We start from the raw sequence: 26681 nt of genomic DNA, 5'->3' as shown, positions 1-26681 counted from the left end.
GTGTCTTAGGGGCATTAGCTGTACACAAACTCGAGGTTACTTCAGGGTCGCGAGGACCTTGTTGAACGTAGCCGACGGGCGCATGATCTCGGCAGCCTTGGCGGCGTCCGGACGGTAGTAACCGCCAAGGTCGACGGCGGGACCCTGGACTGCGGCGAGCTCGCCGACGATTGTCTCCTCGTTGGAGGTCAGGGCTTCCGCAATTGCGGCGAAGTCCTTGGCCAACTCGGCGTCTTCGGTCTGCTTGGCCAGTTCCTGGGCCCAGTAGGTGGCCAGGTAGAAGTGGCTTCCGCGGTTATCCAGCTCGCCGACGCTGCGGCGCGGGGACTTGTTCTCCAGCAGGAACGTACCCGTTGCGCGGTCCAGCGTGTCGGCAAGGACCTGTGCGCGGGCGTTGCCCGTGGTGGTGGCAAGGTGCTCAAAGCTCACTGCCAGGGCAAGGAACTCGCCCAGGCTGTCCCAGCGGAGGTGGTTTTCCTTGACCAGCTGCTGGACGTGCTTGGGAGCGGAGCCACCGGCGCCGGTCTCGAACAGGCCGCCACCGTTGATCAGCGGAACGATGGAGAGCATCTTTGCGCTGGTACCGAGCTCAAGGATCGGGAACAGGTCCGTGAGGTAGTCGCGGAGCACGTTGCCCGTGACGGAGATGGTGTCCTCGCCCTTGCGGATGCGCTCCAAGGTGAAGGCCGTGGCCTCAACCGGGGAGAGGATCTCGATCTGCAGGCCCCCGGTGTCGTGGTCCTTCAGGTACTCGTTGACCTTGGCGATCAGGTTGGCGTCGTGCGCGCGGCCCTTGTCCAGCCAGAAAACGGCCGGGGTCTGGGAAGCGCGGGCACGGGTGACGGCCAGCTTCACCCAGTCGCGGACCGGGACATCCTTGGTCTGGCATGCGCGCCAGATGTCACCCGGGAAGACCTGGTGCTCGGTGAGGACGTTGCCCTTGCTGTCCACCAGCTGGACGGTGCCGGCTGCCTGGATCTCGAAAGTCTTGTCGTGGCTGCCGTATTCTTCGGCCGCCTGTGCCATGAGGCCCACGTTGGGAACGGTGCCCATGGTGGTGGGGTCGAACGCGCCGTTGGCACGGCAGTCGTCCAGCACAACCTGGTAGACGCCGGCGTAGGAGCTGTCCGGGATCACGGCCAGGGTGTCGGCTTCCTTGCCGTCCGGGCCCCACATGTGGCCGGAGGAGCGGATCATGGCCGGCATGGAAGCGTCAACGATGATGTCCGAGGGAACGTGGAGGCTGGTGATGCCCTTGTCAGAGTCCACCATGGCCAGCGCGGGACCGTCTTCGAGGCCCTTGGTGATGGCCGCCTTGACGCCTTCGCGGACGTCTTCCGGCAGGTCTTCCAGGCCGCTAAGGATGGCAGCGAGGCCGTTGTTCGGGCTGATGCCTGCGGCTGCGAGCTGCTTGCCGTAGGTGTCGAACAGCTCGGAGAAGTAAGCCTTGACCACGTGGCCGAAGATGATGGGGTCGGAGACCTTCATCATGGTGGCCTTCAAGTGCGCGGAGAAGAGAATGCCCTCTTCCTTGGCACGGGCAACCTGTGCCTTGAGGAACTCGTCCAAGGCATCGGCGCGCAGGACGGTCGCGTCAACAACTTCGCCGGCCAGGACGGGGAAGTCCTTCTTGAGGACCTTGGTGGTGCCGTCTTCGCGGACCAGCTGGATGCTCAGGGAATCGTCGGCCTCGAGGACAACGGACTTCTCGTTGGAGCGGAAGTCGTTCTCGCCCATGGTGGCAACGTTGGTCTTGGACTCGGGAGTCCAGGCGCCCATGGAGTGCGGGTTCTGGCGGGCGTAGTTCTTTACCGACAGGGGTGCGCGGCGGTCAGAGTTGCCTTCACGCAGCACCGGGTTCACAGCGGAACCCTTGATCTTGTCGTAACGCGAGCGGATGTCCGTCTCGGTGTCCGAGGAAGGGTTGTCCGGGTAGTCCGGGAGGGCGAAGCCCTGGGCCTGGAGCTCGGCGATGGCAGCCTTGAGCTGCGGCACGGAGGCGCTGATGTTGGGCAGCTTGATGATGTTGGCTTCCGGCTGCTTTGCCAGCTCACCAAGTTCAGCAAGGGCGTTGCCCGTGCGCTGCTCTTCGGTCAGGAAATCGCCGAAGACGGCGATGATGCGGCCGGCCAGCGAAATATCGCGGGTCTCCACCTCTACACCTGCGGTCGAGGCATACGCTTCCACAATCGGCAGGAATGAGTAAGTTGCCAGCATCGGCGCTTCGTCTGTGTGGGTATAGATAATCTTGGCCATTGGCGGGGTTCTCCCTGAAAGTCTGCAGATTTCAACATCTCTAACTTACCCGAGTAGACCGTTTTGGCGGCCCTTCGTGTCCGGGATCACGTGTTCGTTACCCCGCCATGGTGATGAACGCCCGACGGCGGCCGGACAGCCGCTGCTGCCCGCCGCCGTCGGACCCTGGTTGTGGAGGGCTGGTTGCCGCAAGGTGGCTGCTGTGGCAAATATCTGGTCCCGGGCGCGTCAGCATCTCATTCACAGCGAAACCGAACATAGTGAAGTCATGACCCGCATCATTCGACCAGCCTCCTTAGCTGCCTGGCTGACCGTCTCGACGGCCGGGATTCTCCTCGCGCTGACCGCTTGCGCTGTCCCGGCGCCGACACCCCGGGAGACCATCCCGCACGACGCCGACACTGGCCAGACGATTGCCGAAGCCCGCGAGGCAATCGACGCCGTCCCCGGAATCTCGGTGACCGGCTTCGCCGGAGGAGGTCCACCCAATGTGAAGGGCAACACCGGATACTCCGTAGAGTTAGCCATCGACCCCGGTTACACCGTTCTTTACGGAGATTTGCTGGTCGATTACATCGTCCGGAACGTTTGGTCTGTAGGCGAGGGCTACATGCCCAACACCCAGATTCAGATCAGCGCCCGAACCGCTGACGGGGAGCCGTTCTTCGACCTCACCACTGCAGGCGTGGGATCAGCCTGGATGGGCGGACAGCCCTCGGCTCCTTCGCAGCACAACACCATCATTATCCCGCTCAGCGCCGACGATCCCGAGGGCGAGCGCAATCTATCCCTGCTCTCACGGGACGGTTAATGGCCTGGCGTCACACCCAAGCCCCTCCCTGACAGAGTCACGGTCAAAGACCACTGAGGGCCTGCACGTAGCTGATGTTCGGATGGCATACGGCGCTGTGAACTTCAGGTTGACCGCTGCCACGGACCGTCACTGAGCTCGCCAAAGGAACCTCGTCACTTAACAAGGAAGTGACAGCAAATTATCACAAACTGTGAAACATCTCTTTACAAAGTTGTCATACGTTCGATACCTTCAATTCCGTCAGTCGGCGGTCGCCATCACTGGCCGCCTCACTCCCTCGATAGGTAGGAACAACGTGACAAAAACCAAGACCCTGGCCACAAGCCTGCTGAGTCTGTCCGCTGCCGCAATCCTGGCGTTGGTTGGAACCACCAGCGCCAACGCGGCCCCCTCCAAGGACGCAGACACCAGCGGCGCAGCGGTCAGCAGCCACGTAGTGTCGGACACCGGCGCTGCAGACTACTGGACGCCGGAACGCATGAAGTCCGCGCAGTCCGGCGAAATCCTGGCCGCCAAGGCACTGGATCGCGGCAAGCTCCTCAACCTCGGCAAAGCCCCGGTCACCGAAGCCCCGGGCGCCATCAGCAGCATCGCCGGCCAGCAGGCCGCAACCGATTCCAAGACCATCGACCGCAAGGTCAACCAGAGCGAAACACCGGTCAAGCACATCGGCAAGATCTTCTTCACCCTGGGTGGCTCCAACTACGTCTGCTCCGGCAACTCCGTTACCGCGGCGAACAAGAGCACCGTTTCCACCGCCGGCCACTGCCTCAACGAAGGCCCGGGCGCCTACGCAACCAACTTCGTCTTCGTTCCGGCCTACCTCAACGGCGCAGCACCCTACGGGAAGTGGACGGCAAAGGCGCTGTACGCCCCCACCCAGTGGGCCTCCAACGGCAACATGCAGTACGACACCGCCTTCGCCGTCATGAACACCCTCAACGGTCAGCGGCTCGCAGATGTCGTTGGTTCCTCCGGAGTCCAGTTCAACGCCGCCCGCGGCCTCAGCTACAAGGCCTTCGGCTACCCGGCCGGCTCGCCCTTCAACGGCGAATCGCTCAAGAGCTGCTCGGGCACCGCTACCAACGATCCCTACAACCCGCAGTTCAACAGCCAGGGCATCCCCTGCAACATGACCGGTGGTTCCTCGGGCGGTCCGTGGTTCATCGGCAACAGCTCCACCGGCTTCCAGAACTCCGTCAACAGCTACGGCTACGGCAGCAACTCCACCAGCATGTACGGACCGTACTGGGGCACCGTAATCCAGTCCACCTACAACACCGCGGCGGCTTCGTAACCGATGTAGCAAGTCCCTGTTAACGACGACGGCGGCCGTCCCCTTCCGGGGGCGGCCGCCGTTTCGTTGTGGGCCCACGCCGCCCGGGTTCCCTGGCCGAAGCGCAGCGAGGTTAGGGCGGCGGTGGGGACTAGTGGAAGAAGTGGCGTGCGCCGGTGAAGTACATCGTGATGCCGGCAGCGTTGGCTGCGGCGATGACTTCCTCGTCGCGGACCGAGCCACCCGGCTGGACCACGGCGCGGACACCGGCGTCGATCAGGATCTGCAGGCCGTCAGCGAACGGGAAGAACGCGTCGGAGGCTGCAACCGCGCCGCGTGCGCGTTCCGGTGCGTTGGCACCGCTGGCGTTGGAGGCACCGCCGGCACCTTCGACGTCGGACTCCACCGTGACGCCCAGCGTGTTGGCGCGCTCCACGGCAAGGCGGCAGGAGTCCAGGCGGTTGACCTGGCCCATGCCAATGCCCACCGCGGCGCCGTGGTTGGCGACCAGGATGGCGTTGGACTTGGCAGCGCGGCAAGCGGTCCAGGCGAAAGCCAGGTCCGCGAGGGTTGCATCGTCAGCGGCTTCGCCGGCCGCGAGGGTCCAGTTGGCGGGGTTGTCGCCGTCGGCATCAACCTTGTCGGACATCTGGACCAGGACACCACCGGAAACCTGGCGCATTTCGGCCGGGTAGCGGCCGTAGCCTTCAGGCAGGGCGAGGAGGCGGATGTTCTTCTTCTTGGAGAGGATCTCCACGGCTTCCGGCTCGAAGTCCGGTGCGATGACAACCTCGGTGAAGATCCCGGCAACGGTCTGCGCCATTCCGGCGGTGACCGTGCGGTTCGCGGCGATGACGCCACCGAAAGCTGAGACGGGGTCGCAGGCGTGGGCCTTGGCGTGGGCATCCGCAATGGGATCGGCGGCGTCGGCGGAACCGACAGCCACACCGCAGGGGTTGGCGTGCTTGATGATCGCGACTGCGGGCTCAGCGAAGTCGAACGCTGCGCGGAGGGCGGCATCGGCGTCGACGAAGTTGTTGTAGCTCATGGCTTTGCCGTGCAGCTGGTCAGCCTGGGCGATGCCGGCCGGAGCGGCCTTGTCCACGTAGAGCGCGGCCTGCTGGTGCGGGTTTTCGCCGTAGCGGAGGACCTCGGAACGCTCCAGGGCAAGTCCGGCGTACGCGGGCCAGTCGATGACGCCGTCGCCGTCTTCGTCCAGGAACTGGCTGGCAGTCCAGGTGGCTACAGCGTTGTCGTAGCTGGCCGTGTGCGCGAAGGCCTTGGCGGCCAGGCGGCGGCGGGTGTTCAGGTCGAAGCCACCGTGGGCTGCGGCGTCCACAACTGCGCCGTAGAAGTGCGGGTCCGTGACGATGGCGACGGCGGCGTGGTTCTTCGCGGCCGAACGCACCATGGCGGGGCCTCCGATGTCGATCTGCTCGACGACGTCGTCCTGCGCTGCACCGGATTTCACGGTTTCAACGAACGGGTACAGGTTCACCACCACGAGGTCGAAGGTTTCGATCTCCATGCCGGCAAGGGTGTCCATGTGCGCCGGAACGCGACGGTCGGCCAGGATGCCGCCGTGCACGCGCGGGTGCAGGGTCTTGACCCGGCCGTCCAGCATTTCCGGGGAGCCGGTGACTTCTTCGACTTCCTTGACCGGGATGCCTGCGGCGGCGATCTTCTTGGCGGTGGAGCCGGTGGAAACAATGGCGACGCCTGCTGCGTGCAGGCCCTTCGCGAGCTCCTCCAGTCCCGTCTTGTCGTAAACCGAGATCAGTGCACGGCGGATGGGAACACGGTCAAGCTGCGTCAAGCTCACAAAAGTCTCCGTCTTAGTTCGCGTAGATGTCGCGGGTGGTGGGGATACGGAGAGTTTATCGTGTTTCGTTGGCACCCCGCTTTTGCGTCTTCGCTCCTGGATTGCGGCACCTCGTTGCGGGGCCCGCTCCGCGCGCCATTGTTCCGACTTGGGACGCACACCAGGCCCCACACACTCGGCACCCCCTTGCGGGGCCCGCTCCGCACGCCATTGTTCCGACTTGGGACGCACACCAGGCCCCACAAACTCGGCCACCCCCGTTGCGGGGCCCGCTCCGCACGCCATTGTTCCGACTTGGGACGCACACCAGGCCCCACAAATTCGACACCCCCTTGCGGGGCCCGCTCCGCACGCATCCATCCCACATGGGACGCACACCGGGCCCCACACACTCGGCACCCCGTTGCGGGGCCCGCTCCGCGCGCCATCCTTCCCACATGGGACGCACACCAGGCCCCACAAATTCGACACCCCGTTACGGGGCCCGCTCCGCACGCCATCCTTCAGACTTGGGACGCACACCAGGCCCCACACACTCGGCACCCCCGTTGCGGGGCCCGCTCCGCGCGCCATCCTTCCCACATGGGACGCACACCAGGCCCCACAAACTCGACACCCCCGTTGCGGGGCCCGCTCTACACGCCATCCTTCCCACATGGGACGCACACCAGGCCCCACAAATTCACGACGGCGGTCGCAGCCAGCCGCGCGAACTCAGGGCATCCCTGATCTTCCGTTCGGAATGTGCCCAGCCAGCATTCATCTGGACCTGCGAGAACCTCAGCACGATCCACCCCATGGCTCGGAGCCGATCATCACGTTCAATGTCCTTACCCCATTGCACCGGGTCACTCCGATGATGATCACCCTCATATTCGAGAGCGATCTTGTACTCCTTGTACTGCAGGTCGGGCGTGGATATGTAGATTCCACGCTCGTCGAAGATCGGTTGGGTAACCGCCGGCTCCGGCAGACCGGCGTCGTCGATCATCACGCGCAAGCGGGACTCCTGCGGTGAGTCCACACCTGGGCGCAACAGCGGCAAGACCTCCCGTGCCATCCGGATTCCCTTAACCTTTGGGCGCCGATCAATGACTTCCTGGATGGCATCGATGGAAGCGAGCGGATTCTTCCGCGCCAGCAAGTAGTCGCCGGAGGCAACGAGGGAAGCCCGCCCCATGTGTCGCGCGAGATCCACCCACGTCCATTCCGGAGATGTCATGCCTTTGAAGACCCGGACATCCCTGGCCAGGAGTGGAGCCCGATGCCCAACCACTCCCCGACGTTTTACGCGGCCTATCTCCTGGCGTCGAGTGACATGGATCAGGCCATTGCGGCCTTCCTCTTCCAGATAAAGGGGCAGCGGAATGGACCACAGAAGCGCAGCGGTCACATGGCTCACGGCGCAACGTGGCGTCACTGAGGAGTGCAACCGGCCCAGCGACTCAAGGTCAGGCTCGCCGGTTCTCGGCACTCGTAGGCCCCTGCTCGGCGTGATGAGGTCGCCGGTCTGAAGGCGCCATCGCGGGACTCCCGCGGCGTAGGCGTCTTCCACGAGGAAGCCACCAGGATCGAGGGAAGCTGGCAAGGGTGTCGGGTTTCGCATTCAACCATGCTCCCCAAAAACGATATTCAACATTCAGTTATCCACAGATTCACCCCTAGAGCGGAGGCGACCCCTCCTCCACAGGGCGTTGTGAGGCCCGGTTTGCGCCCGATATCCCAACAATGGCACGCAAAGCTGGCCCCACAACGACACGCACGCAACATAGGGTTGAGCCATGGAAGCGCCCAACAATGTAGTTCTTGTTGCCGATGTAGGGAAGAGCCGCTGCCGCGTGGAGTTGCGCAGCGGTGACGAGCTGCTGGGCGCCGCCGACCAGCACGGCTTCCCCGGAGTGCACGTGGACAACGGCCCCACCCTCGCGTTCGACCTCCTCCTTGAGACGGTCAGCTTGTTGCCGCCCGGGCTTCCGGTCAGCACCTTGACCGGAATTGGCGCCGCCGTGGCCGGTGTTGAAGCATCCGTCCAGAAGTCGCAGGAACTCGCCACCATGTTGTCCCAGCGATTCAGCGTCCCCGCAGCCGTCCTGTCCGACGCCACCGCAGCACAGCTCGGCGCTCTCCAGGGCGCACCCGGCACCACGTTGATCGTGGGCACCGGCGCCGTTGCCTTCCGCTTTGATGAAGCCGGGGTCCTGCACCGGGCCGACGGCTGGGGACCGTATCTGGGTGATCGCGGCAGCGGCCGGTGGATCGGTCAGCAAGGTCTTCAGTCAGTTCTGGAAGCGCACGACGGCGGCCCTGCCACGTCGTTGTCGGCCGCGGCAGGGGCGCTGGTCGAGTCGCCGGAACTCCTTCCGGGCTGGTTGGCCGAACAGGAGAACCCCTACCGGGCGATGGCCCGTTTCGCGCCGCTGGTTCTGCAGGCAGCGGAGTCAGGTGACGCCGTCGCGCATGGCATCATCGGCGAGGCCTGCCGCATCCTGACCCGCACCGTGGAGCTCGCCTCCGGCGGGGAGGGCGCGTCGCGGCGGGTGGCGATGCTGGGCGGAGTCGTGGGATCGGAGTTCTTTGCCTCGCTCTTGCGGAAGTCCCTCGCTTCGGCTGGGATTGAGGTGGTGGCCCCGCTCGGCGATGGCTTGGACGGTGCTGCCCTCGCTGCGACGCGCCGCGGGCTCATCCAGGAAAGGTACATCCACCGTGACGGAACAAACTGGCCCGACTAGCCCCACGGACGCGGACAAGCTCGCGGGCCTGCGCACGGAACTTGCCGGACTGCAGACAGAAGCCACAGCCGAGGGCCTGGACAACTTAGACATCCTGGGCACCGAGGAACTCGTCGCGGCCATGCTTGCCCACAGTTCAGGGGTACACGCCGCCGTCCAGGCAGCCAGCCCCGCGATTGTTCAAACCGTCGACGCCGTTGCGGAGCGGCTTCAGCGCGGTGGCCGCCTGTTGTATGTGGGAGCCGGGACGGCAGGGCGGCTGGGCGTGCTCGACGCCAGTGAGTGCCCGCCGACGTTCGGCACCCCGCCGGGACTCGTCGTCGGACTGATCGCCGGCGGTGTGCAGGCGATCCAGAAACCGGTGGAGTACGCCGAGGACAACGCCACTGCCGGGGCACGCGACCTGCACGATATCAACGTGACCGAAGCGGACGCCGTCGTGGGTATTACTGCCTCGGGGCGGACGCCGTACGTCATTGGGGCGCTGGAGGAAGCCCGGAAGCGGGGTGCGTTCACGGCGTCGCTGGCCTGCAACAAGGGCTCGGCCGTGAGTCATGTGGCGGATGCCGCGATCGAGATTGAGGTGGGTCCGGAGTTCATCGCGGGCTCCACCAGACTGAATTCAGGCACGGCCCAGAAACTCGTCCTCAACATGATCAGCACCTTGGTGATGGTGAAGCTCGGCAAGACCTACGGGAACCTCATGGTGGACCTGCGGGCGACGAACGAGAAACTGCTGGCCCGTTCGCAGAGGACCGTGCAGCATGCAACCGGCGTTTCTGCCCAGGAAGCAGCAACCGCCCTGGACTCGGTTGGAGGTTCGGTGAAGGCGGCCATTCTGGTACTGCTGACGGGCATCGATGCCGGCCAGGCCAAGAGTGCCCTGGAAGAAGCCGGCGGTTTCCTGCGCAGGGCCATCGAGAACCAGAAGTAACCCGAACGGCGGTACCGGCGGCTTCGGGTACTGTGCCCAGCGCATAAAGTTGCATGCAGGAGGGCAAATGAATACATACACAGCCGTGCCCAGCGGCGAGCAAGTTGTGCAGGAACTGCCGTGGCGCTGGAAGGTCCAAGGCAGGATCTTCCTGATCGGCGGGCTCGGCTTCATGTTCGACGCCTGGGATGTCACGCTCAACGGCATCCTCATTCCGCTGCTGTCCAAGCACTGGTCCCTGCAGCCCGCTGACGCCGCTTGGATCGGCACGGCCAACCTGATCGGCATGGCCGTGGGTGCGTTCGCGTGGGGCACCATAGCCGACACCATCGGGCGCAAGAAGGCGTTCACTGCCACCCTCCTCATCTTCAGCATCTTCACAGTCATGGGCGCCTTCGCCCCGGACATTGTGTGGTTCTGCATCTTCCGGTTCCTGGCCGGCTTCGGCCTGGGCGGCTGCATCCCCGTGGACTACGCCTTGGTGGGTGAGTTCACGCCCCGCAAGCAACGGGGCAAGGTGCTCACTGCCATGGACGGCTGGTGGCCGATTGGTGCAGCGCTGTGTGGTTTCATCTCAGCTGGGCTTGTTGCTGCCTTCGGCGACTGGCGGCTCACCATGCTCATCATGGTGCTGCCGGCGCTGCTGGTGTTCTGGGTTCGTCGTTCGGTTCCGGAGTCGCCGCTGTTCCTGATTCGAGCGGGTCGCCGGGCGGAGGCCGCTGCGGTGATCGATGGCTTGGTGGAGGCGACCGGTGCCGAGCCCCGGGCATACAGCCTCCCCGAACCGCAGGCCGCTCCGCGTCTCTCGCCCGGCAGCGCTTGGACGCAGTTGCGCAATATCTGGACGTTCAACTGGAAGATCACCACCGCTGCCTGGGCCCTGTTCTTCAGCATCCTGTTGGTCTACTACTTGTCACTGACGTGGATGCCCCGGATCCTCATCGGTGCTGGTTTCGAGGAGTACAAGGCGTTTGTCACGACGGCGAGCATGGCCGCCGTCGGACTTCTGGGCGTGGTGGTCGCAGCGCTGCTGGTGGAGCGAGTGGGCCGCAAGTGGATCCTTGCTGTCACCGGTCCGTTGTCTGCGCTGACGCTGGTGATCGTGGCCTTCGTGGTGGACATTCCCTCAGCCGCGGTGTTCTGGCTGCTGGTGTTCGGCTTCGTGGTCCAGGTGGCCATCCCGGTCCTGTACGCCTATGTGTCCGAGCTGTATCCGACGGAACTCCGTGGATCGGGCTTCGGCTGGGCATCGACGTTCTCCCGCATCGGCGCAGGCTTCGGGCCCCTGGTGTTTGCCTCATTCTTCTGGCCGGAGTTCGGGCTGGCGCAGTCGTTCGCGATGGCCGGTGGCCTGGTGCTGCTGTCCGTGCTGTGGATGGCGTTCTTCGCCCCGGAAACCAAGCAGCGCGAACTCTCCTAACCCAACTGACTGGCATTTGTAATTGTTCCCAGCCCTGGGAACAACCACAAATGCGAGCTACTTGGGTGCGGCGGCGAGGTCTGCGAGGGTTTGGACCAGCAGGCGGCGCTCCACTACCTTGATGCGTTCGTGGAGGGATTCCTCGGAGTCGTTGGGCAGAACGGCCACGGCTTCCTGCGCGATGATGGGTCCCGTGTCCACCCCAGCGTCCGCCCAGTGAACGGTGCAGCCCGTGACCTTCACGCCGTACGCCATGGCGTCGCGGACCCCGTGGGCGCCTGGGAAGGACGGGAGCAACGCAGGGTGGGTGTTGACGTATTTGCCGTCGAAAGCGTTGATGAAGTCCTCGCTGACGATCCTCATGAAACCGGAGGAAACCACCACGTCCGGCTTGTAGGACAAGACCTTGTCCCGCAAAGCGGAATCCCACTCCGCGCGGGTTTCGAACGAGTTGAAGTTGATCACGAAGGTTTCGATCCCTGCCTCATCAGAGCGCTCCACGCCATAGGTATCGGGACGGTCTGCGCCTACAGCGGCGATCTCGACATCCAGCTCACCCGACTTCACGGCGTCGATGACTGCCTGAAGATTGGAACCGGTACCGGAGACGAGGACAACAATGCGCATTGCACTAGCTTATGGGCGGCTCGCGTAGGCTGGAAAACATGAATCCCGACGTCGGTCCCCAGCCGAGCCAGCAACCCCGCTCCGAGGCCGAAAAGTCCGCCCTCGGCGTGACCCAAATCCTGTTCCGCGCCTTCCTCTTGACGGCCTTGGGCGCGTTCTTCGTCTTCTCCCTGAACGTGAACTATGTGTGGTTGAGCGCCATCCTGACGCTTGCCGGTCTGGTGCTGGGAATCGTGGTTCTGGTGCGGACGCTGAAGTACAAGCACCCGCGGCTGATGTTGTTCGGGACGATCTCCGGCCTGGTGGTCACGGCGATAATGTGCCTGCTCATCCTGACGTCCGTGCTCTTCTTCAAACAGGTCAGCACCTACCAGGACTGCTCGCGGGGCGCTCTGACGGAATCCGCCAAGACACAGTGCCTTACGCAGCTTGAGAACTCGATGCCTGGTCCGCTGCGGTAGCCGGACCCGCTCAGGCGTGTTCGTCGTCGTACGCTACTTCGTCGAGGTTCGCCTCGCGGAGCTTCTGGCGGCGTTCCAGCCACGGCCCCACTGCGTAGCCAATCACGACGCCGATACCCACCTCCGCGGCCAGCCAGACTGCCGTCCACAGCGGGTGGGGTCCGATTTCCGTGAGCCGTCCAATGCCGGCCGAACCGCGTGCGATCCAGGCCAACGCACCACCCAGGAGGCCCGCGACGATGCCGATGAACGCGCCCAGGAACAGGGTGGAAACGGTGGCGGTGAACCAGCGGGCTTTGATCTTGATGGAGAGCCACTCGTCAAAGTGGTTCTCTCCTTCACGCAGGAACCACCAGCCCGCAAGGATGCCGGCGACGACGGGGAGCGCCAGGGCCATGGCACCGAACTCGAGCTGCCCGGCGGGAAGGCTGCCCAGAATGGGAACTGCCGGGAGTGGTCCTACTGCGGTACCAAGCGGTCCAGCGGTCGATCCGACGCCGAGCGAGAAGCCCGCCCCTGAGGACCACGCCAACGCGAAAACAACCAGGTTCGGCAGGAAACCGAGCTGGGCGATAGTGAGCACTGCACCGCCCAAAGCGCCCGCCTGGATCCCTTCGTAGACAGCGATGATGTCCGTCCAATGCCACACGATGGTCACTGCCAGCAGCACTGCGGCCAGGCAAACAGCTGCCACCGCGGCCACAAAGCCGGCTTTCAACGCCGAGCCAACGTAGGAGCCTGCCCAGCGGGAGTGTTGGCTGGTCTTTGAGAGCCAGGCCACGGCGTCGACGCCGATCAGTCGGCTCCAGGAGCCCGCTTCGCGCCGTGCACCGACGATCATGCCCAGACCGAAGGAGATCAGGGGGATGGTCATCGCCAACCAGAGATTTATGACGACTTCAGAGGTGCGGCACACGAAGCCCGTGGCTGCGCCGAACGCGGCGTACACAACAAAGGCGCCGAGGAAGGCCTGCCAGAGCTGGTCCGTATAGGAGGCGCGGGCGAGTCGACGGCCGGCCCGCCACGCCAACATGAACGGGATGAGCGCCAGGCCCAACGGAATCAGGGACAGCAGGCCCGAGCCCGGCTGGGCAGCCGTACCAAGGTTGACCTGGGCGAGTTCCAACGGGACGCCGTGAATCAGCAACCAAGCCTGACCGGCAAGGCGAGCCAGGGAGTCCACGTTCCGGTCCTGGAAACCGTCCGTGGCCCACACTCCCACCAGCGGCAACACCACAACGATGGCTGAAATGAAGGCTGCCTGCGCCGCTTCCAAACCGCCCTGCAGCCAAAGGGGCATGGGGAGGCCACGGTTTCCGGTCTGATCAGCGCGCAGTTTCATCGTGATCTATCGTGCCACGGTGGGCCCCACTCCCCCGGCAGGCGCCCCTGAAATACCGCGAATCCCTGCGCTTTTTCCCTTGGGTCGCCGTAAGATTGGAGGTGTTCTCACGGGGCGGATGCCGAACGCCATGATCGCCCCCAGCTGACATTGCAAGGCCCGGAAACAATCGAAGCCGGGAACTAGGAGCGGCCAATGGATAGGTGTCACAACTCATAGCAGAAAGTCGTACTAGCAGCTGGTGCAGCCGCCTTGGGATTCTCTCCTTAGGCTGCACCAGCCTTCTTTTTGCTTTCCGGGGCTAACCCCTCGCGAAGAAGTCGACGCCCGACACGTACTCCATGGCCTCCACGAACTTCGGATCACCCGCCCGAGCGTAGGCTTCCTGCTCGGTGAGCTCAGCCTCCCGGCAGTGGATCCACCAAAGGTTCCCCAAGGGGTCCCGGACCCTGCCCACCCGTTCGCCCCAGAACATCTCCGTCATGTTCGTCACTGCCGTGGCACCGGCGGCGAGCGCAGCAGCGAAGGCGGCATCGCCGTCGTCGACGTAGACGCGAAGGAACGCCGGAGTCGGAGGCCAGTCCGGGCGGGAGTCGAAGGCGAGGACGTTGGAATCGCCGATCTTCGCCTCCGCGTGGCCGATGGACCCGTCTTCCATGGGCACTCGGAACGCTTCCTGGGCGCCGAACGCGGCGGCGATGAACTCAAGGAGTTCAGGCGTGCTGGGCGTAATGATCCACGGTTCAACGGAACAATAGCCGACAGGCACGGCACTGACTCCTTCAGCACGTAGCGGCGGGGCCATGGCCTTGACCTCGCCCGGGACAGGCGCGTCCTCTTGGCCAGTCATGTGCCGGTGAAGCGAGTCGATGGCATACGCCATCCCCGCCGCGTACTCCGGTGCTTGCCAACGGTTGGCGGCTTCGTCGTCGGAGACGTCCTCCATATGCGACATGATCCACCAGACGTTCCCCAACGGGTCCTGAATCCTGGCACCGCGATCGCCCCAGGCACTGTTGTCCAGGACCGAAACCACCGTGGCACCCGCGGTGAGGGCGGCGTTGAAGGCGGCATCGGCGTCGTGCGTGTACAGGCGGAGGTACGACGGCGTTGCGGGCCAGTGCGGTCGGCTGTCGAAAGCGAGGACTACCGAGTCGCCGATCCGCGCCTCCGCGTGCCCGATGGTGCCGTCCTCCCCGACGACGCGGTCGATCTCCTCTGCGCCGAATGCTGCGGTGATGAACTCGAAGAGGGCGTTGGTGTCACGTGTGATGAGCCAGGGACTGACGCTGGAGTAGCCGGTAGGGACGGTGCTGATACTCGGGTTTGCCGCGGTCATGGCTGTGTCCTCTTCCTCGGGGTTCAGTGGCTTCAGCCTATGACCGTTCGAGGTCAGGATTGGTCCGCGATTTACCTCGCCGACGTCGGAACTCCTCCACTCGAGGTCCCGCCCCTCAAGGACGTCCCTCAGGGCTGCGGCCCGTAGATGAACTCCTTGGCGTGGTCAACGGCCTTCCGGAAGGCGTCGTTGCGGAGCGTCACCTGTTGCTTGCTCGCTCCCTCGCCGGGTTCCAGGAATGCGGTGGGGCCGGGCCGGAGCATCCAAATGTCTCCTGCGGGCGGAAGGTAGAAGACTCCGAAGGAACGGTGTTCGGGGTCGTCGGTCCAGATGGGGACGACGGCGACTGCCGCCCCCGTGTCCGGGTTGATCCACTGCGCCCGCGGCATGGGCTGTTCGTGGACTTCGGGGTCCAGGAAGGGGGCCGTCCCCCTCCCCCAGCGTTTCTCAAACCGTTCGTAGAAGGCGGGGATGATGTGGCCGTCGTATGGACGCCAGGCACTCATGGATGACTCCTTGGGTTTCTGAGGGTTCCGGGTGATGGTTCCCATCGGGGTGGCCCGAACGAAATCGGCGCTTGCTTCCCGGTGGCTGCCTGCTTGTCGGCTCCCGGTTCGTGGCCGTGGACACGGACCTTCACCGGCGTTCCCGGCGCAGGGGCAGGCAAGCCAGAGCGCGCACGATCGTAAGCCGCCCGCTTTCCTGGGTCCGACAAAACGACGTACGCCTGCATGATGGCGTGCAGTTCCTGGGCGTCGTACGCACCAGTGGTGTCGCCGTCCGCCGTTTGACGCGTGTCAGGGTGACGTGTCCGCAGCAAGCGGCGATAAGCGCGGGCGATGTCGCGGGCTGTCGCGTCGGGTGGCACATGGAGGGTGGCGTAGTAGTCAGGTTGGCTGTTCACTGCTGGTCCGTTGGGGTGCCGTGGATTGGGGATGGCCCCCGGCGTGAGCCGAGGGCCATCGATCGGGAGACGACGTCAGGGACCGCTTATTCCTCTGCGCGACAAGCGCTGTGGCGTGGCACGAAGCCTGCGCCCTCTTTCCGATGCTGCGGCCGATCGGAGGCTCCCGGTCCGGCGCTCCGCTGGTGGGCCACCCCCGGGCGGACCCTCCAGCGGAGCGGACGGTTTATGCGTTGATTTCCTGCCGTTGTCCGTTGGACGTGATCTCGATGCGCCGTGGCTTTGCCTTCTCGGCGACGGGGATGCGGAGTGTCAGCACGCCCGCGTCGTAGCTGGCCTTGACGCCCTCGGTGTCCAAGGTGTCGCCAAGGATCAGTTGCCGGCTGAAGACGCCTTGGGGTCGTTCGGCGGCGATCAACTCAGTGTTCTCGCCAGCGGGCGACTTGCGCTCTGCCTTCACCGTGAGGACGTTGCGCTCGACATCAAGGTCAACGGTCTCAGGATTCACACCGGGCAGATCAAAAGCGACGACAAACTCCTCGCCCTCCTGCCAAGCATCCATGGGCATGCCGGCAGGGCGTGCTGTTGTGCCAAAAACCTGTTGGGCGAGCCTGTCGAATTCGCGGAACGGGTCAGTGCGCATCAGCATTGTGTTCTCACTCCTCTGGTCTTGATGCTGATTTGTTGTTGTCCCAGCCCTTCCTGATCTGTGGTGGCTGGTATAGATTTTTTATAGCACTGGCGAGAGAGTGGTGCAAGTAGGTTTTCGAAGATTTTTGGAGGTTCTTGATGGCGGGTTCACGGAGCCCTGTTGCTGGGGAGTACGACGGCGAACAGGGCGCCTCAGCGAGCGACGGCGGCTCTGCGTCGGCTGTCGAGCGGGAGGGGTTGGGTGTCTATGCGATTTCGGTTGCTGCCGAGCTCGTGGGCACCGGCCAGCAGAACCTTCGGCTGTACGAGCGGAAAGGGCTGCTCACTCCCGAGAGGACCGACGGCGGAACCCGCCGTTACAGCGAACGGAACCTGGCGACTTTGCGGAGGATCGGGGTGTTGCTGGACGAGGGGTTGAACCTGGCCGGAGTGAAGCTGGTGCTGGAGTTGGAAGCGGAGAACCGGGGCTTAAGCGAGGACAACCGTGGGTTGGCTGAGGACAACGAAGGGCTGCGGGAAGACAATCGTGGGCTGCGGAAGGATCTGAAGCGGGCGCGGGGTGGCCGAGACCGAGTAACTCCGGCGCCACAGAAGGCGCCACAGAATAGGAACATGGACTAAAAACGTGGCCACTCCCTGAGGAGTAGCCACGCTTTAGTATTCGGGAAATTGCACGTTCTACCTCGTCACAGCATCAACGACTCCCAGCAGAAACCATCCGCGCTCATTGCTAGAAGGTCCATTCCCAACCGGTGCTACCGGACGTGAGGTGACTCCTAAAGATCAGCGTTCCATGGGGCTCGGGCACGTCCAGCGCAATCTTGCCGGTTACCTTTTCTGCAGGACCTATTCCCCGCCCGTTATGGCTGATACTTTCTTCGTCAGCCAAGCACATGTACGCGCCCTGGGTGTTGAGATCCCCGTTGAAGGTGGTCCCGTTGGTGCCGACGAACTTGAACATCCCAGCGTTCATGTCGAACTCTGAGTAGCCGCCGTTAGGGTCTGCCAACTCCGGGAAAGTCTCAATGGAAACATCCAGGATTACGACGTGCCCATTCACCACAGGCTGGGGGTATGGCCCAGTACAGGGAGCATCCGGAGTAAGTGAGTTTACGGTGAAAGTAACGATGCGATCTGAGTCTTTGTTGGTAATGCCGGCCGAGCTTCCGACTTCTTTGACGAAGTTGCCTCGCGGGGACTTGGCCGTCGAGGCCGTCGGGCTGGGCGTGCTGGGCGTTAGAGGTTCCACTGAAACAGTGGCCGCCGGACTGGGGCTTGCTGCGGCGCACGCGGAAAGGCTCAGCCCCAGCGCGGTGATCACAGCAAGAGCTGACATCAATCTTTTTGTATTCATTTTTGGAGAACCCCATTTAGTGCATGATGCGAATGATGCCTAGATAATCTCACGTCATACGAGGGGCGAATGACAGACCGCAAGAATGCGGCGGCGCCCACCCCGGGCGCCGCCGCAAAGATGCATCGGTGGCATGCGCACCTTAGAGAATCGCCGTCATCCCATTCCATCCCGTGCCGATACGGGATCCCGTAGGCCACGCTGCTCCGCCGCTGCCCGCGTACAGCCACAGCTCGCCAGCGGAGTTCCGAGCGAGGATGTCTGCACGTCCGTCGCCGTTGAAGTCACCGGGACCAACCAGCGAGTTCATGACGTTCCAGCCCTGGCCGATCGCGCGCTGCTGGAGCCAGCCGCCGGACCCGTTGCCGGGGTAGAGCCACAGCACACCGGAAGAGTCGCGGGCAGTGAGGTCGGGGGTGCCGTCGCTGTTGAAATCGCCCACGCCGGTGATCTCGGTCATGCCGTTCCAACCAGTCCCCACCCAGATAGGTGACAGCCAACCACCGGAGCCGTTGCCGCGGTAAATCCACAACACGCCCGAGGCGGTCCTGGCCGCAACGTCAACGAAGGAGTCTCCATTGAAGTCGCCGATCGATTCAATCGCGGTCATGCCGGCCCAGCCGCTACCAACCTGAACACGCGGCTGCCAACCACCTGAACCGTTGCCCGGGTAAAGCCACAGCAGCCCACCGCCATCACGGGCAAGGACATCGGCGTTACCGTCACCGTTGAAGTCACCGGGAGCGACCAGGGCATTCATGACATTCCAACCCTGACCAACCTGGACTCGTGACAGCCAACCGCCTGAACCGTTGCCCGGGTAAAGCCACAGCACGCCCGAGGATTCCCGAGCCAGGACGTCAGCAAAGCCATCACCGTTGAAGTCGTTCTTGACTGGTTGTTCCACCCGTGCGTCGATGACACCCACGGAGGTCCGTGCGTAACTGACCACGTAAACCCTGTCCGTGGTGGTGTCGACGGCGGCAGCAACAGGCTGGTTCCCTGTGTAGACGACGTAGCTGCTGTTATCCCGTCCGTCGATAACGGTGGTTCCGCCTCCGTAGGAAGCAGCGTAAATCTTGTTGTTCGTGGAATTCACCACGACTTCGTTGACACGGGAGGTCGCGTTGATCATGGTGGTTTCGGTCTGGGTTGCACCGTCGAAGACTTTCACGCCGCCGTCGACGGACGCGCCGTCCACGGCCACGTAAATCCGGTTGGTGGCAGTGTTGACGGCGACGATCCCCAGCTTGGTGGAGGACGGGAGGGTTGCTGTGATCGTGTCGCTTGCGCCGTCAATCACCAGCAGGGTGGCCGCAGGGTTGGCGAGCGTCGAAGCGTAAACCTTGTTGGTCACGGTGTTCACTGCCAGCGCGAGGATGGGAGTCCCGCCAGGAGCGATGCTTCCTGTTACGGTCCCACTCGCCCCAATGACCTTGATGGTTCCGTTGGACAATACGTAGGCCTTGCCAGTCGCAGGATTCACCACGATGTCCTGCGCACCGCCGGCGAGCGGCACGAACGAGGTGGCGAGGGTGGAACCGTCAATAATGGTGACGCCGCCCTTGACGCCTACATAGATTTTGTTGGTCGTTTCGTTGACCGTCACTGTGTACGGATCAGCGCCAACGGTAACTGTCGCCGTCGTGGTCTCCGTGACCCCGTCCACCACGGCGACGGTCCCGCCGATCTGGCTTGCGTAGATTTTGTTGGTGACGCTGTTGACGTCAACGTCCCAGGGCATATCGCCGACGTTCAGGGTGCCTGAAGCGGTCACACCGTTGATCACGGACACGCCTTCGAAGGTGGCCACATAGGCCTTGTTCGTGACCGGGTTGACGGCGATTGATCCCGGCCGTTCGCCGACGGGAACGAAATCCGTCACAGCGTCCGCTATTGCGGGAGACGCCGGGGAACCAACGGTTCCCAGCAACAGTGCCAGGCCCAAGCCGACGGCGACTGATCGCGCCGCTGCCCGGCGCCGTCGTCGTACGCCTACTCCCCCAAGCGCGCGCGAAACATCAACAACAGCACCCATTTTTGAAACCCCCAGAACTTTAGACGCCCAGCGCGTCGGATAAAGGAAGTCTACGCGTGGGCTCGGACAAATTAATGCCCCACCTGTTAACCAACTCTTCCTCCACAGGCCACCCGTTCGAACCCGCAAAGCCAACCGCCCCGACCACCGTTGAAGGCGTGAGGATCGCAATCGTCGCCGAATCATTCCTGCCATTGATGAATGGGGTAACCCACTCGATACTGCGGGTGCTGGAGCATCTGCAGGAGCGCGGGGATGAGGTGATGGTGATCGCGCCGTCGACGTCGGACACTGATGTTTCGAGCGTCGAGAAGGGTGCATATGTGCACCGGCTTCCCTCGGTGCCGCTGGCCGGTTACACGAATGTGCGGGTGGCGTTGGGCGGTGTGAATCGGGTCAAGCGAATCCTTGCCGATTTTTCGCCCGACGTGGTGCACCTCGCTTCCCCGTTCGTCCTCGGCTGGCGCGCCGTGCAGGCCGCCCATCAACTCGGCATCCCGACTGTGGCGATCTACCAAACCGAAGTCCCCAGCTACGCCGCCCGCTATGGCGTGCCATTCCTGGAGAACTGGGCCTGGACCCGCGTGGACAACATCCACCTCCTGGCCACCCGAACCCTTGTGCCGTCCACGTTCGCGCTGAACCAGTTGCGCGGACGCGGCATCCTGCGCGTGGACATGTGGCGTCGCGGTGTGGATACCGCGCGTTTCAACCCCGCAAAACGTTCGACGGCGTGGCGCAGCTCTGTAGCGCCCGACGGTCACCGGATCATCGGCTACGTCGGCCGGCTCGCCGTGGAGAAGCAGGTTGAGGACCTCGCTGTGCTCGCTGATCTGCCCAACACGAAGCTGGTAATTGTGGGCGATGGCCCGCAGCGCGCGGCCCTTGAGGCGCAGCTGCCGGACGCCCATTTTGCCGGCTTCCTCGGCGGCGATGCGCTGGCTGAGGCCGTTGCTTCCTTTGACCTCTTCGTCCATCCCGGCGAGTTCGAGACCTTCTGCCAAACCATCCAGGAAGCCATGGCATCGGGCGTTCCCGTGGTGGCTACTGGACGCGGCGGCCCCCTGGACCTCGTGGAGAACTCACGAACCGGCTGGCTGTATGAGCCCGGAAACCTCACCCAACTGCGTGAATACGTGCAGGACCTGATGGGCGACGACGCCAAGCGCCGCGCGTTCGCGGCGGCAGCAACCGCTTCGGTCCAGGGACGGACGTGGCCTGTGCTCAGCGCCGATCTGGTCCGCCACTACGCCGAAGTCATCTCCGGTGTGCCTGAAGGAACCGGCCCCACCGAACTCACCTCAAGCAAAGGACCATTCTCATGAAGATCTCCGTGATCGGCTGCGGCTACCTCGGCGCAGTTCATGCTGCAACGCTCGCGTCCATGGGCCACACTGTGGTGGGTATCGACGTCGATTCCTCCAAGGTTGAACAGCTCAACAAGGCGATGGCACCCTTCCACGAACCCGGTTTGGATGAGCTCCTCAAGGACGGCCGCACCACGGGCCGGTTGGTCTTCACTACGGACTTCTCCCAGGCGGCAGATGCGCAGGTGCACTTCCTCTGCGTGGGAACCCCGCAGTCCAAGACCTCCGACACTGCGGACCTCTCCTACCTGATGGGCGCCACGAAGAGCCTCCTGCCGCACCTGGCCAAGGGCGCCGCCGTCGTCGGTAAATCCACGGTGCCGGTAGGTACGGTGGAGACGCTCCGCGCTGTCCTGGCCCGACGCTCGGACGTGCTGCTCGGCTGGAACCCCGAGTTCCTGCGCCAAGGCACGGCCGTGAAGGATTCTCTGGTGCCCGACCGGCTGGTTTACGGCGTCCCGGGTGGCAAGGGCGCCGCAGCCGGTGCTCCTGTCACTGCTGTTCTCGACGCCGTGTACGAGCCGCTGATCTGCGCCGGCATTCCGCGCCTGGTCTGCAACTTCGCGACGGCGGAACTCATCAAGTCGGCGTCGAACGCATTCCTGGCCACGAAGGTCAGCTTCATCAACGCGATGGCCGAGCTGTGCGACGCGTCGGGCGCTGACGTGAGCGAGCTCAGCGAGGCGATGGGCCTGGATCCGCGCATCGGCAACCGGTACCTGCACGCCGGACTCGGCTTCGGCGGCGGCTGCCTGCCCAAGGACATCCGGTCGTTCCGGGCGCAGGCGCGTGGACTGTCCGTCCCGTCCGTGGATGAGTGGATGGCGTTGGTGGATTCGGTGAACCTGGACCAGCGCTCCCGCGCCGTGGAGGTGGCCCGTGAAATGTGCCGCGGTTTCCTGTCCGGCCGCACGGTGACCATCCTCGGCGCAGCGTTCAAGCCCGATACGGACGACATCCGCGACTCCCCCGCCCTGGACGTCGCCCAGCAACTCGCCGCCGCGGGCGCCCACGTCACCGTCACCGACCCCAAAGCCATCAACAACGCCTGGATCCGCTACCCCCAGATCCGCTTCGAAGCCTCCACCAAACGCGCGCTCGAAGGGGCGGAGCTGGTGCTTTTGCTGACGGAGTGGGACGAGTACGTTGCTTTGTCGCCTTCTGAAGTTGGAGCGCTGGTACGACGCCGGCTGGTGCTGGACGCACGCAACGTCCTGGACGCTGAGGCCTGGCGGAGTGCGGGGTGGACGGTCCGCGGGTTGGGGACCGGAGGTTCCGTGACTGGCGAGGGCGACGCGGCGGTGCGTGTTGCAGGGAAGAAGCACGCACGGGCCTAAAGGACGATGGCGCCGCGTTAGTAACCCTTTGACTCTCGTGCCAGCCCGATGCCCATCACTATGAAGATGGGCGTGCTCAACATCAAACTAAATAGAAACTGCCCAGGCGAACCGAACGAGAAGAGCAGCGCTGCGCCCGCAACACAGATCATCGTGATCGGAGCACCACGGCCCCGGCCCCTCTGCTTCGCCAAAAGGACAATGCCCGCAGCAATGGCACCAGGACATGCAATCAGAGTTAACACGAGCTCCGCCCCCTGACCTCGGGACGCACCGATGGCGAATGAGAAGAACAGCCATACTCCAAGCGCAATACCGACAATCCCGGCAGTCACTCGGTACCCAGAGGACTGCGGGCCGCTCTGTCTGAACGGCTGGGCTGGGTAGCTGTTGTACCCGTAGGCGGGCTGCCCCTGAAGCGGCTGTTGGTAGGGTGGCTGACCGTACGTGGGATGAACCTGTGCGTATCCCTGCTGATAGGGCGGATGCCCACTAGGGGCTGCACCGTATGGCGGAGCTTGGGGAGGCTGGGAGGGGTACGGCGGTGGCGCGGACGGCAGGTTCTGGTCGTTCATTGTTCCCCATGATGTGCGTGATGTTGCGGGTGATGTCAGGTTATCTGACTCTTGATCCGAATGACGGCACGAGATGTAATTCAAGCGCGTGGAAGGCTCGGCGTCATAGGTCCTCGGTTCGGACTACTACCTCTATGGAGGGGGTAACCACCTAAGACAAGGACTTGCCAGTGATCACGCATTTCTACCCAACGGCCCTTCGGATCATCACCTGCATAGTGGCCGTTTGTTCGGCGGTGTCCGCCACCCTCCTTGGAACGGCGCCGCCACCCCAAGGTCTGGTGGTCCTTGACCCTACGGACCTACGGACCACCGCCGTCGTTCTGACGATAAGCCTCGGTGTGGTGGCACCTGTCGCCGTGCTGATCGCAGATCCCCTCAGGTGTTTGCTTCTCAAAGCGGCTGTGTTTGCGGCGTCGGGTTTCGGCAATGCCATGATGCTCAGTCCGCTCTTGGTGGTTCCGTTTCAGGAAACCCCTACGCTGCTGGCCGTCATCTGCTCCCTGGCACTTACCGTTGCCAGCATCGTCGCCTACATGGAGTCGGTGGAACGTAGAAATGCTCGACGCCGCGCGAACACCTAGGTGCCTCCGAACCACCACCTATTTTGATTCCGGCCGCCCCTATTTGTGGTGAATTCACCACCTAGGCGCAGCCTTCTGCCACCTAGAGACCGAAAACCGACCATAGTCTCCTTATGTGCCTCCGGAGCGGGTATCCCGGTGTCCGGCGGGAGCCCCGCCCGCTCCAGGCGTAGGAGGCACTACGGCACGGCTCCACCGAACTACCCCCAGGTGGAGTCGTGCCCAGCCTTACCAATGCGCCGTCACGCGGGTTAACGAGAACGATTATTGATAATCTCGACGCAGCATGTCTCTATGAAAGCCGGTCATGAACTCCGCGAAAAGCTCCATGGGAACACCTGTCACTTCTGAGGGGATGCCTTCCCACCCCGCACCGAATGCGCGGCTCCTGCTTTCCAGCCAGCTCATCTTCAACATCGGCTTCTACTCAGTGGTGCCCTTCATCGCCCTCACGATGTCCAATGACTTCGCCATGAGCGCGGTGGCCATCGGCTTCGTCCTGGGGGCCAGGACGTTTGCCCAGCAAGGGATGTTCCTTGCAGGGGGCGCCATAGCTGATCGTTGGGGTGCCCGCTACACGATGGTGGCCGGTTGCCTTGTTCGTGTGTCCGGTTACCTGCTTCTCGCGGCCGCCGATAACTTCGCTCTTTTCCTAGCGGGCGCGATTGTTACAGGTGTTGGCGGTGCCTTGTTTTCTCCGGCGTTGGAGAGCTTGGTTGCCTCCGCGGAAGCCAAGCGGGAACCAGCAGCGAATCCACACCGGCCAACCCTCTTCGCCTGGTTGGTGATCGTTGGTGAATTCGGTGCCGTGGCCGGGCCCCTCTTAGGCAGCCTGCTGCTGGGATTCGGTTTCGATGTGTCCCTCTACGTCGCCTCCTGCATCTTCGCGGCAATGGCCATCGTCTTCTGGCGATTCCTGCCTCGGGCAGGCGGGAGCCGTCACGCTGCCCCCGGCGCCGAGGATCAGAACCATCAGCTCTTGGCCTGCCTGAGGGACAAGCGCTTCGTCGCTTTCGCCTGCTTCTTCAGCGTCAGTCTCTTGGCCCACAACCAGTTGTATTTCGGCCTTCCTGTAGAACTTCGACGCAGTGGCCTCGACGCCGGCGCGCTGGGTTTCGTGTTCGCCTATGCCTCCTTGTTGACCGTCAGTCTTCAGTGGCCGATTGCGCGGCTCATGCGCAGGTTTGGCGAGCGCAATGCCCTCACCTTGGGACTCAGTCTCAAGGCAGCAGCTTTCGCGTCCGTCGCCGTGCTGGCCACCCTGCCGCCCATCCAGCACTTTGAAGCGCTGCCGTCCCTCGCCCTGGTGACGGGCCTTTGCTTGGGGAACATGTGCGCCACTCCCACTGCCATGCGGCTGGTCTTGGACTTCGCTGGCACGCGGCCAACCGGCGCGTATTACGGCCTCCTGGCCAGCTGCGGTGGCGTGATGGTGTTGGTAGGTAACACCATCATGGGACCGCTTTACGAACTGGCGGACCAACCGTCGACGGCGGCAGCGTCACCGTGGCTGGCCACAGCTGTGGTCGCCGTTGTTTCGGCCGTAGCGATTCGACGTTTTTTGCCGATTCGTTTGGCTAAGCCTGGCGGCGCAGCCGGAGCCGGAGCAGCCTGAAGACGCCGCCCACTGCAAACATCAGCACACCCAGCCCCACAGAGAGCGGCGGCAGCGTCGCGACGAGCGCCACGCACGCAGCCGCACCTGCCACCTGCAGGAACTTGGGATACCGGCGGTCCTCAGCGGGTTGAGTGAAGGCCGCGATGTTGGCCACCAGGTAGTAGAGCAGTACACCGAATGACGAGAAGCCAATTGCTCCCCGGAGGTCAGCCACGGCGATGACCAGGCAGATCAGCACACCGAGCGTGAGTTCAGCGTGGTGTGGGACCTTGTATTTGGGGTGCACCGCTGCGAGCCAATGCGGCAGGTCGTGTTCGCGGGCCATCGCCAGGCTGGTCCTTCCCAGCCCTGCAATGAGCGCCAACAGCGCCCCCAAAGACGCCACGGCGGCACCGATGCGAACCACCGGCGCGGCCCATGCCAGTGAACCTGCACTCACAGCGTCGGCAAGTGGAGTCGGACTGTCCGCCATCCCCGCGGGGCCCAGAACGGCCAGCAGGGTCACTGCGATCACCACATAGATGATGATGGTGATACCCAGCGCGATGCTGATCGCTCTGGGTATGGTGCGTCGCGGCTCGCGGACTTCCTCGCCCATGGTGGCGATCCGCGCATAGCCAGCGAATGCAAAGAACAGCAAGCCGGATGATTGCAGAATGCCGTACCAGCCGTGGGCCAGCAGCCCCTCCCCCACGATGTTCCCGAAGTCCGGACCGGACCCACCCCAGGTGGCTGCAATGGCAATAGCTAAGGCGGCCAGAACGGCAAGGACCAGGATGCGCGTCAGCCCTGCTGTTCGGGTTACCCCGTGATAGTTCACAGCGGTCAGAATTACGACGGCGGCAATCGCCACCGGACGCTCCCAGCCTTGCGGGGCGGCATAGGCGGCAAACGTCATGGCCATGGCTGCGGCGCTGGCGGTCTTGCCGATGACGAATCCCCAGCCAGCCAGGAATCCCGGCCAGGGTCCGAGCCTTTCGCGACCGTATATATAGGTCCCGCCAGAGGTTGGGTACGCCGCCGCGAGCTGGGCAGACGAGGTCGCGTTGCAGAAGGCCACGAAGGCCGCCACCACAAGACCGACAAGCAGCCCCGAGCCCGCGGCGGCAGCGGCTGGCGTGAAGGCTGCAAATACTCCGGCGCCAATCATCGATCCGAGCCCAATAAGGGAGGCATCGAAGGTGCCGAGCCTGCGGGCCAAAGCCGGGGAATTACTCACGGAAACCCTTCAAG

The 26681-nt window shown here is 63.8% G+C and carries 23 protein-coding genes; 11 read left to right on the top strand and 12 right to left on the bottom strand.

Annotated elements, in window-relative coordinates:
- Positions 1-36: 36 nt before the first annotated feature.
- Positions 37-2256: an NADP-dependent isocitrate dehydrogenase gene (locus tag ACR30Z_RS05875; RefSeq protein ID WP_434371544.1), complete on the bottom strand. Its 2220-nt coding sequence runs from the start codon at positions 2254-2256 to the stop codon at positions 37-39.
- Between the two features lie 268 nt (positions 2257-2524).
- Here ACR30Z_RS05875 and ACR30Z_RS05870 point away from each other — a divergent pair, with 268 nt between their 5' ends.
- The gene (locus tag ACR30Z_RS05870) at positions 2525-3067 is read left to right on the top strand and encodes a hypothetical protein (RefSeq protein ID WP_434371543.1); all 543 of its coding nucleotides are present in this window, start codon (positions 2525-2527) and stop codon (positions 3065-3067) included.
- Between the two features lie 193 nt (positions 3068-3260).
- On the top strand, positions 3261-4367 hold the full coding sequence (locus tag ACR30Z_RS05865; RefSeq protein WP_434371541.1) for a trypsin-like serine peptidase: 1107 nt from the start codon (positions 3261-3263) through the stop codon (positions 4365-4367).
- 130 nt (positions 4368-4497) lie between these two features.
- Here ACR30Z_RS05865 and purH read toward each other — a convergent pair whose 3' ends face one another.
- Both purH and ACR30Z_RS05855 read right to left on the bottom strand, forming a co-directional pair.
- On the bottom strand, positions 4498-6168 hold the full coding sequence (purH, locus tag ACR30Z_RS05860; RefSeq protein WP_434371540.1) for a bifunctional phosphoribosylaminoimidazolecarboxamide formyltransferase/IMP cyclohydrolase: 1671 nt from the start codon (positions 6166-6168) through the stop codon (positions 4498-4500).
- Between the two features lie 682 nt (positions 6169-6850).
- Positions 6851-7774: a hypothetical protein gene (locus tag ACR30Z_RS05855; protein ID WP_434371539.1), complete on the bottom strand. Its 924-nt coding sequence runs from the start codon at positions 7772-7774 to the stop codon at positions 6851-6853.
- Between the two features lie 175 nt (positions 7775-7949).
- Here ACR30Z_RS05855 and ACR30Z_RS05850 point away from each other — a divergent pair, with 175 nt between their 5' ends.
- The 3 genes from ACR30Z_RS05850 to ACR30Z_RS05840 all read left to right on the top strand — a co-directional run bounded on the left by ACR30Z_RS05850 (position 7950) and on the right by ACR30Z_RS05840 (position 11251).
- Positions 7950-8897, top strand: a complete 948-nt coding sequence (locus ACR30Z_RS05850; protein ID WP_434371538.1) for an N-acetylglucosamine kinase — start codon at positions 7950-7952, stop codon at positions 8895-8897.
- On the top strand, positions 8872-9831 hold the full coding sequence (gene murQ / locus ACR30Z_RS05845) for an N-acetylmuramic acid 6-phosphate etherase (protein WP_434371537.1): 960 nt from the start codon (positions 8872-8874) through the stop codon (positions 9829-9831). Before ACR30Z_RS05850 ends, murQ begins: the two co-directional genes overlap by 26 nt.
- 67 nt (positions 9832-9898) lie before the next feature.
- The gene (locus ACR30Z_RS05840) at positions 9899-11251 is read left to right on the top strand and encodes an MFS transporter (RefSeq protein ID WP_434371536.1); all 1353 of its coding nucleotides are present in this window, start codon (positions 9899-9901) and stop codon (positions 11249-11251) included.
- Positions 11252-11308: 57 nt separating this feature from the next.
- Here the strand turns inward: ACR30Z_RS05840 and purN are convergent, their stop codons facing one another.
- Entirely contained in the window at positions 11309-11878 is a 570-nt protein-coding gene (gene purN, locus ACR30Z_RS05835) for a phosphoribosylglycinamide formyltransferase (protein WP_434371535.1), read from the bottom strand.
- Between the two features lie 11 nt (positions 11879-11889).
- On the opposite strand from purN, the gene ACR30Z_RS05830 reads away from it, so the two are divergent.
- Complete coding sequence (locus tag ACR30Z_RS05830) at positions 11890-12339, top strand: hypothetical protein (RefSeq protein ID WP_144647763.1); 450 nt, start codon at positions 11890-11892, stop codon at positions 12337-12339.
- Between the two features lie 10 nt (positions 12340-12349).
- Here the strand turns inward: ACR30Z_RS05830 and ACR30Z_RS05825 are convergent, their stop codons facing one another.
- From ACR30Z_RS05825 to ACR30Z_RS05805, 5 genes are all read right to left on the bottom strand, one after another.
- Positions 12350-13681, bottom strand: coding sequence for a cell division protein PerM (locus tag ACR30Z_RS05825; protein ID WP_434371534.1), 1332 nt, complete (start codon positions 13679-13681; stop codon positions 12350-12352).
- A gap of 301 nt (positions 13682-13982) precedes the next feature.
- Complete coding sequence (locus tag ACR30Z_RS05820) at positions 13983-15020, bottom strand: VOC family protein (RefSeq protein WP_434371532.1); 1038 nt, start codon at positions 15018-15020, stop codon at positions 13983-13985.
- Positions 15021-15148: 128 nt separating this feature from the next.
- Positions 15149-15526 carry a hypothetical protein gene (locus ACR30Z_RS05815; RefSeq protein ID WP_144647769.1) on the bottom strand — a complete coding sequence of 126 codons (378 nt, stop codon included), beginning with the start codon at positions 15524-15526 and terminating at the stop codon, positions 15149-15151.
- Positions 15523-15924, bottom strand: a complete 402-nt coding sequence (locus tag ACR30Z_RS05810; RefSeq protein ID WP_434371531.1) for a J domain-containing protein — start codon at positions 15922-15924, stop codon at positions 15523-15525. Before ACR30Z_RS05810 ends, ACR30Z_RS05815 begins: the two co-directional genes overlap by 4 nt.
- A gap of 226 nt (positions 15925-16150) precedes the next feature.
- The gene (locus ACR30Z_RS05805; protein WP_144647774.1) at positions 16151-16573 is read right to left on the bottom strand and encodes an Hsp20/alpha crystallin family protein; all 423 of its coding nucleotides are present in this window, start codon (positions 16571-16573) and stop codon (positions 16151-16153) included.
- A 140-nt stretch (positions 16574-16713) separates the two neighbouring features.
- Here ACR30Z_RS05805 and ACR30Z_RS05800 point away from each other — a divergent pair, with 140 nt between their 5' ends.
- Complete coding sequence (locus ACR30Z_RS05800) at positions 16714-17196, top strand: MerR family transcriptional regulator (protein ID WP_306439352.1); 483 nt, start codon at positions 16714-16716, stop codon at positions 17194-17196.
- 109 nt (positions 17197-17305) lie between these two features.
- Here ACR30Z_RS05800 and ACR30Z_RS05795 read toward each other — a convergent pair whose 3' ends face one another.
- Together ACR30Z_RS05795 and ACR30Z_RS05790 are read right to left on the bottom strand one after the other, a co-directional pair.
- Positions 17306-17911, bottom strand: coding sequence for a hypothetical protein (locus ACR30Z_RS05795; protein WP_434371530.1), 606 nt, complete (start codon positions 17909-17911; stop codon positions 17306-17308).
- Between the two features lie 160 nt (positions 17912-18071).
- A complete protein-coding gene (locus tag ACR30Z_RS05790; protein WP_434371528.1) occupies positions 18072-19967 on the bottom strand; it encodes an FG-GAP-like repeat-containing protein in 1896 nt (631 codons plus the stop codon).
- Between the two features lie 158 nt (positions 19968-20125).
- On the opposite strand from ACR30Z_RS05790, the gene ACR30Z_RS05785 reads away from it, so the two are divergent.
- From ACR30Z_RS05785 to ACR30Z_RS05770, 4 genes are all read left to right on the top strand, one after another.
- On the top strand, positions 20126-21292 hold the full coding sequence (locus ACR30Z_RS05785) for a glycosyltransferase family 4 protein (protein WP_434371527.1): 1167 nt from the start codon (positions 20126-20128) through the stop codon (positions 21290-21292).
- Entirely contained in the window at positions 21289-22671 is a 1383-nt protein-coding gene (locus ACR30Z_RS05780) for a UDP-glucose dehydrogenase family protein (RefSeq protein ID WP_434371525.1), read from the top strand. Before ACR30Z_RS05785 ends, ACR30Z_RS05780 begins: the two co-directional genes overlap by 4 nt.
- A gap of 745 nt (positions 22672-23416) precedes the next feature.
- Complete coding sequence (locus ACR30Z_RS05775) at positions 23417-23830, top strand: hypothetical protein (RefSeq protein WP_434371524.1); 414 nt, start codon at positions 23417-23419, stop codon at positions 23828-23830.
- 355 nt (positions 23831-24185) lie between these two features.
- Positions 24186-25445 carry an MFS transporter gene (locus tag ACR30Z_RS05770; RefSeq protein WP_434371523.1) on the top strand — a complete coding sequence of 420 codons (1260 nt, stop codon included), beginning with the start codon at positions 24186-24188 and terminating at the stop codon, positions 25443-25445.
- Here ACR30Z_RS05770 and ACR30Z_RS05765 read toward each other — a convergent pair.
- A complete protein-coding gene (locus ACR30Z_RS05765) occupies positions 25408-26667 on the bottom strand; it encodes an APC family permease (protein WP_434371522.1) in 1260 nt (419 codons plus the stop codon). The two genes, ACR30Z_RS05770 and ACR30Z_RS05765, sit on opposite strands and share 38 nt — an antisense overlap.
- Positions 26668-26681 lie beyond the last annotated feature (14 nt).

Source organism: Paenarthrobacter sp. FR1 (assembly GCF_051106045.1).
GTDB classification, from domain to species: Bacteria; Actinomycetota; Actinomycetes; order Actinomycetales; family Micrococcaceae; genus Arthrobacter; species Arthrobacter nitroguajacolicus_A.
The sequence above is the reverse complement of the archived record's forward strand: the minus strand, read 5'-3'. Positions and strand labels throughout refer to the sequence as shown.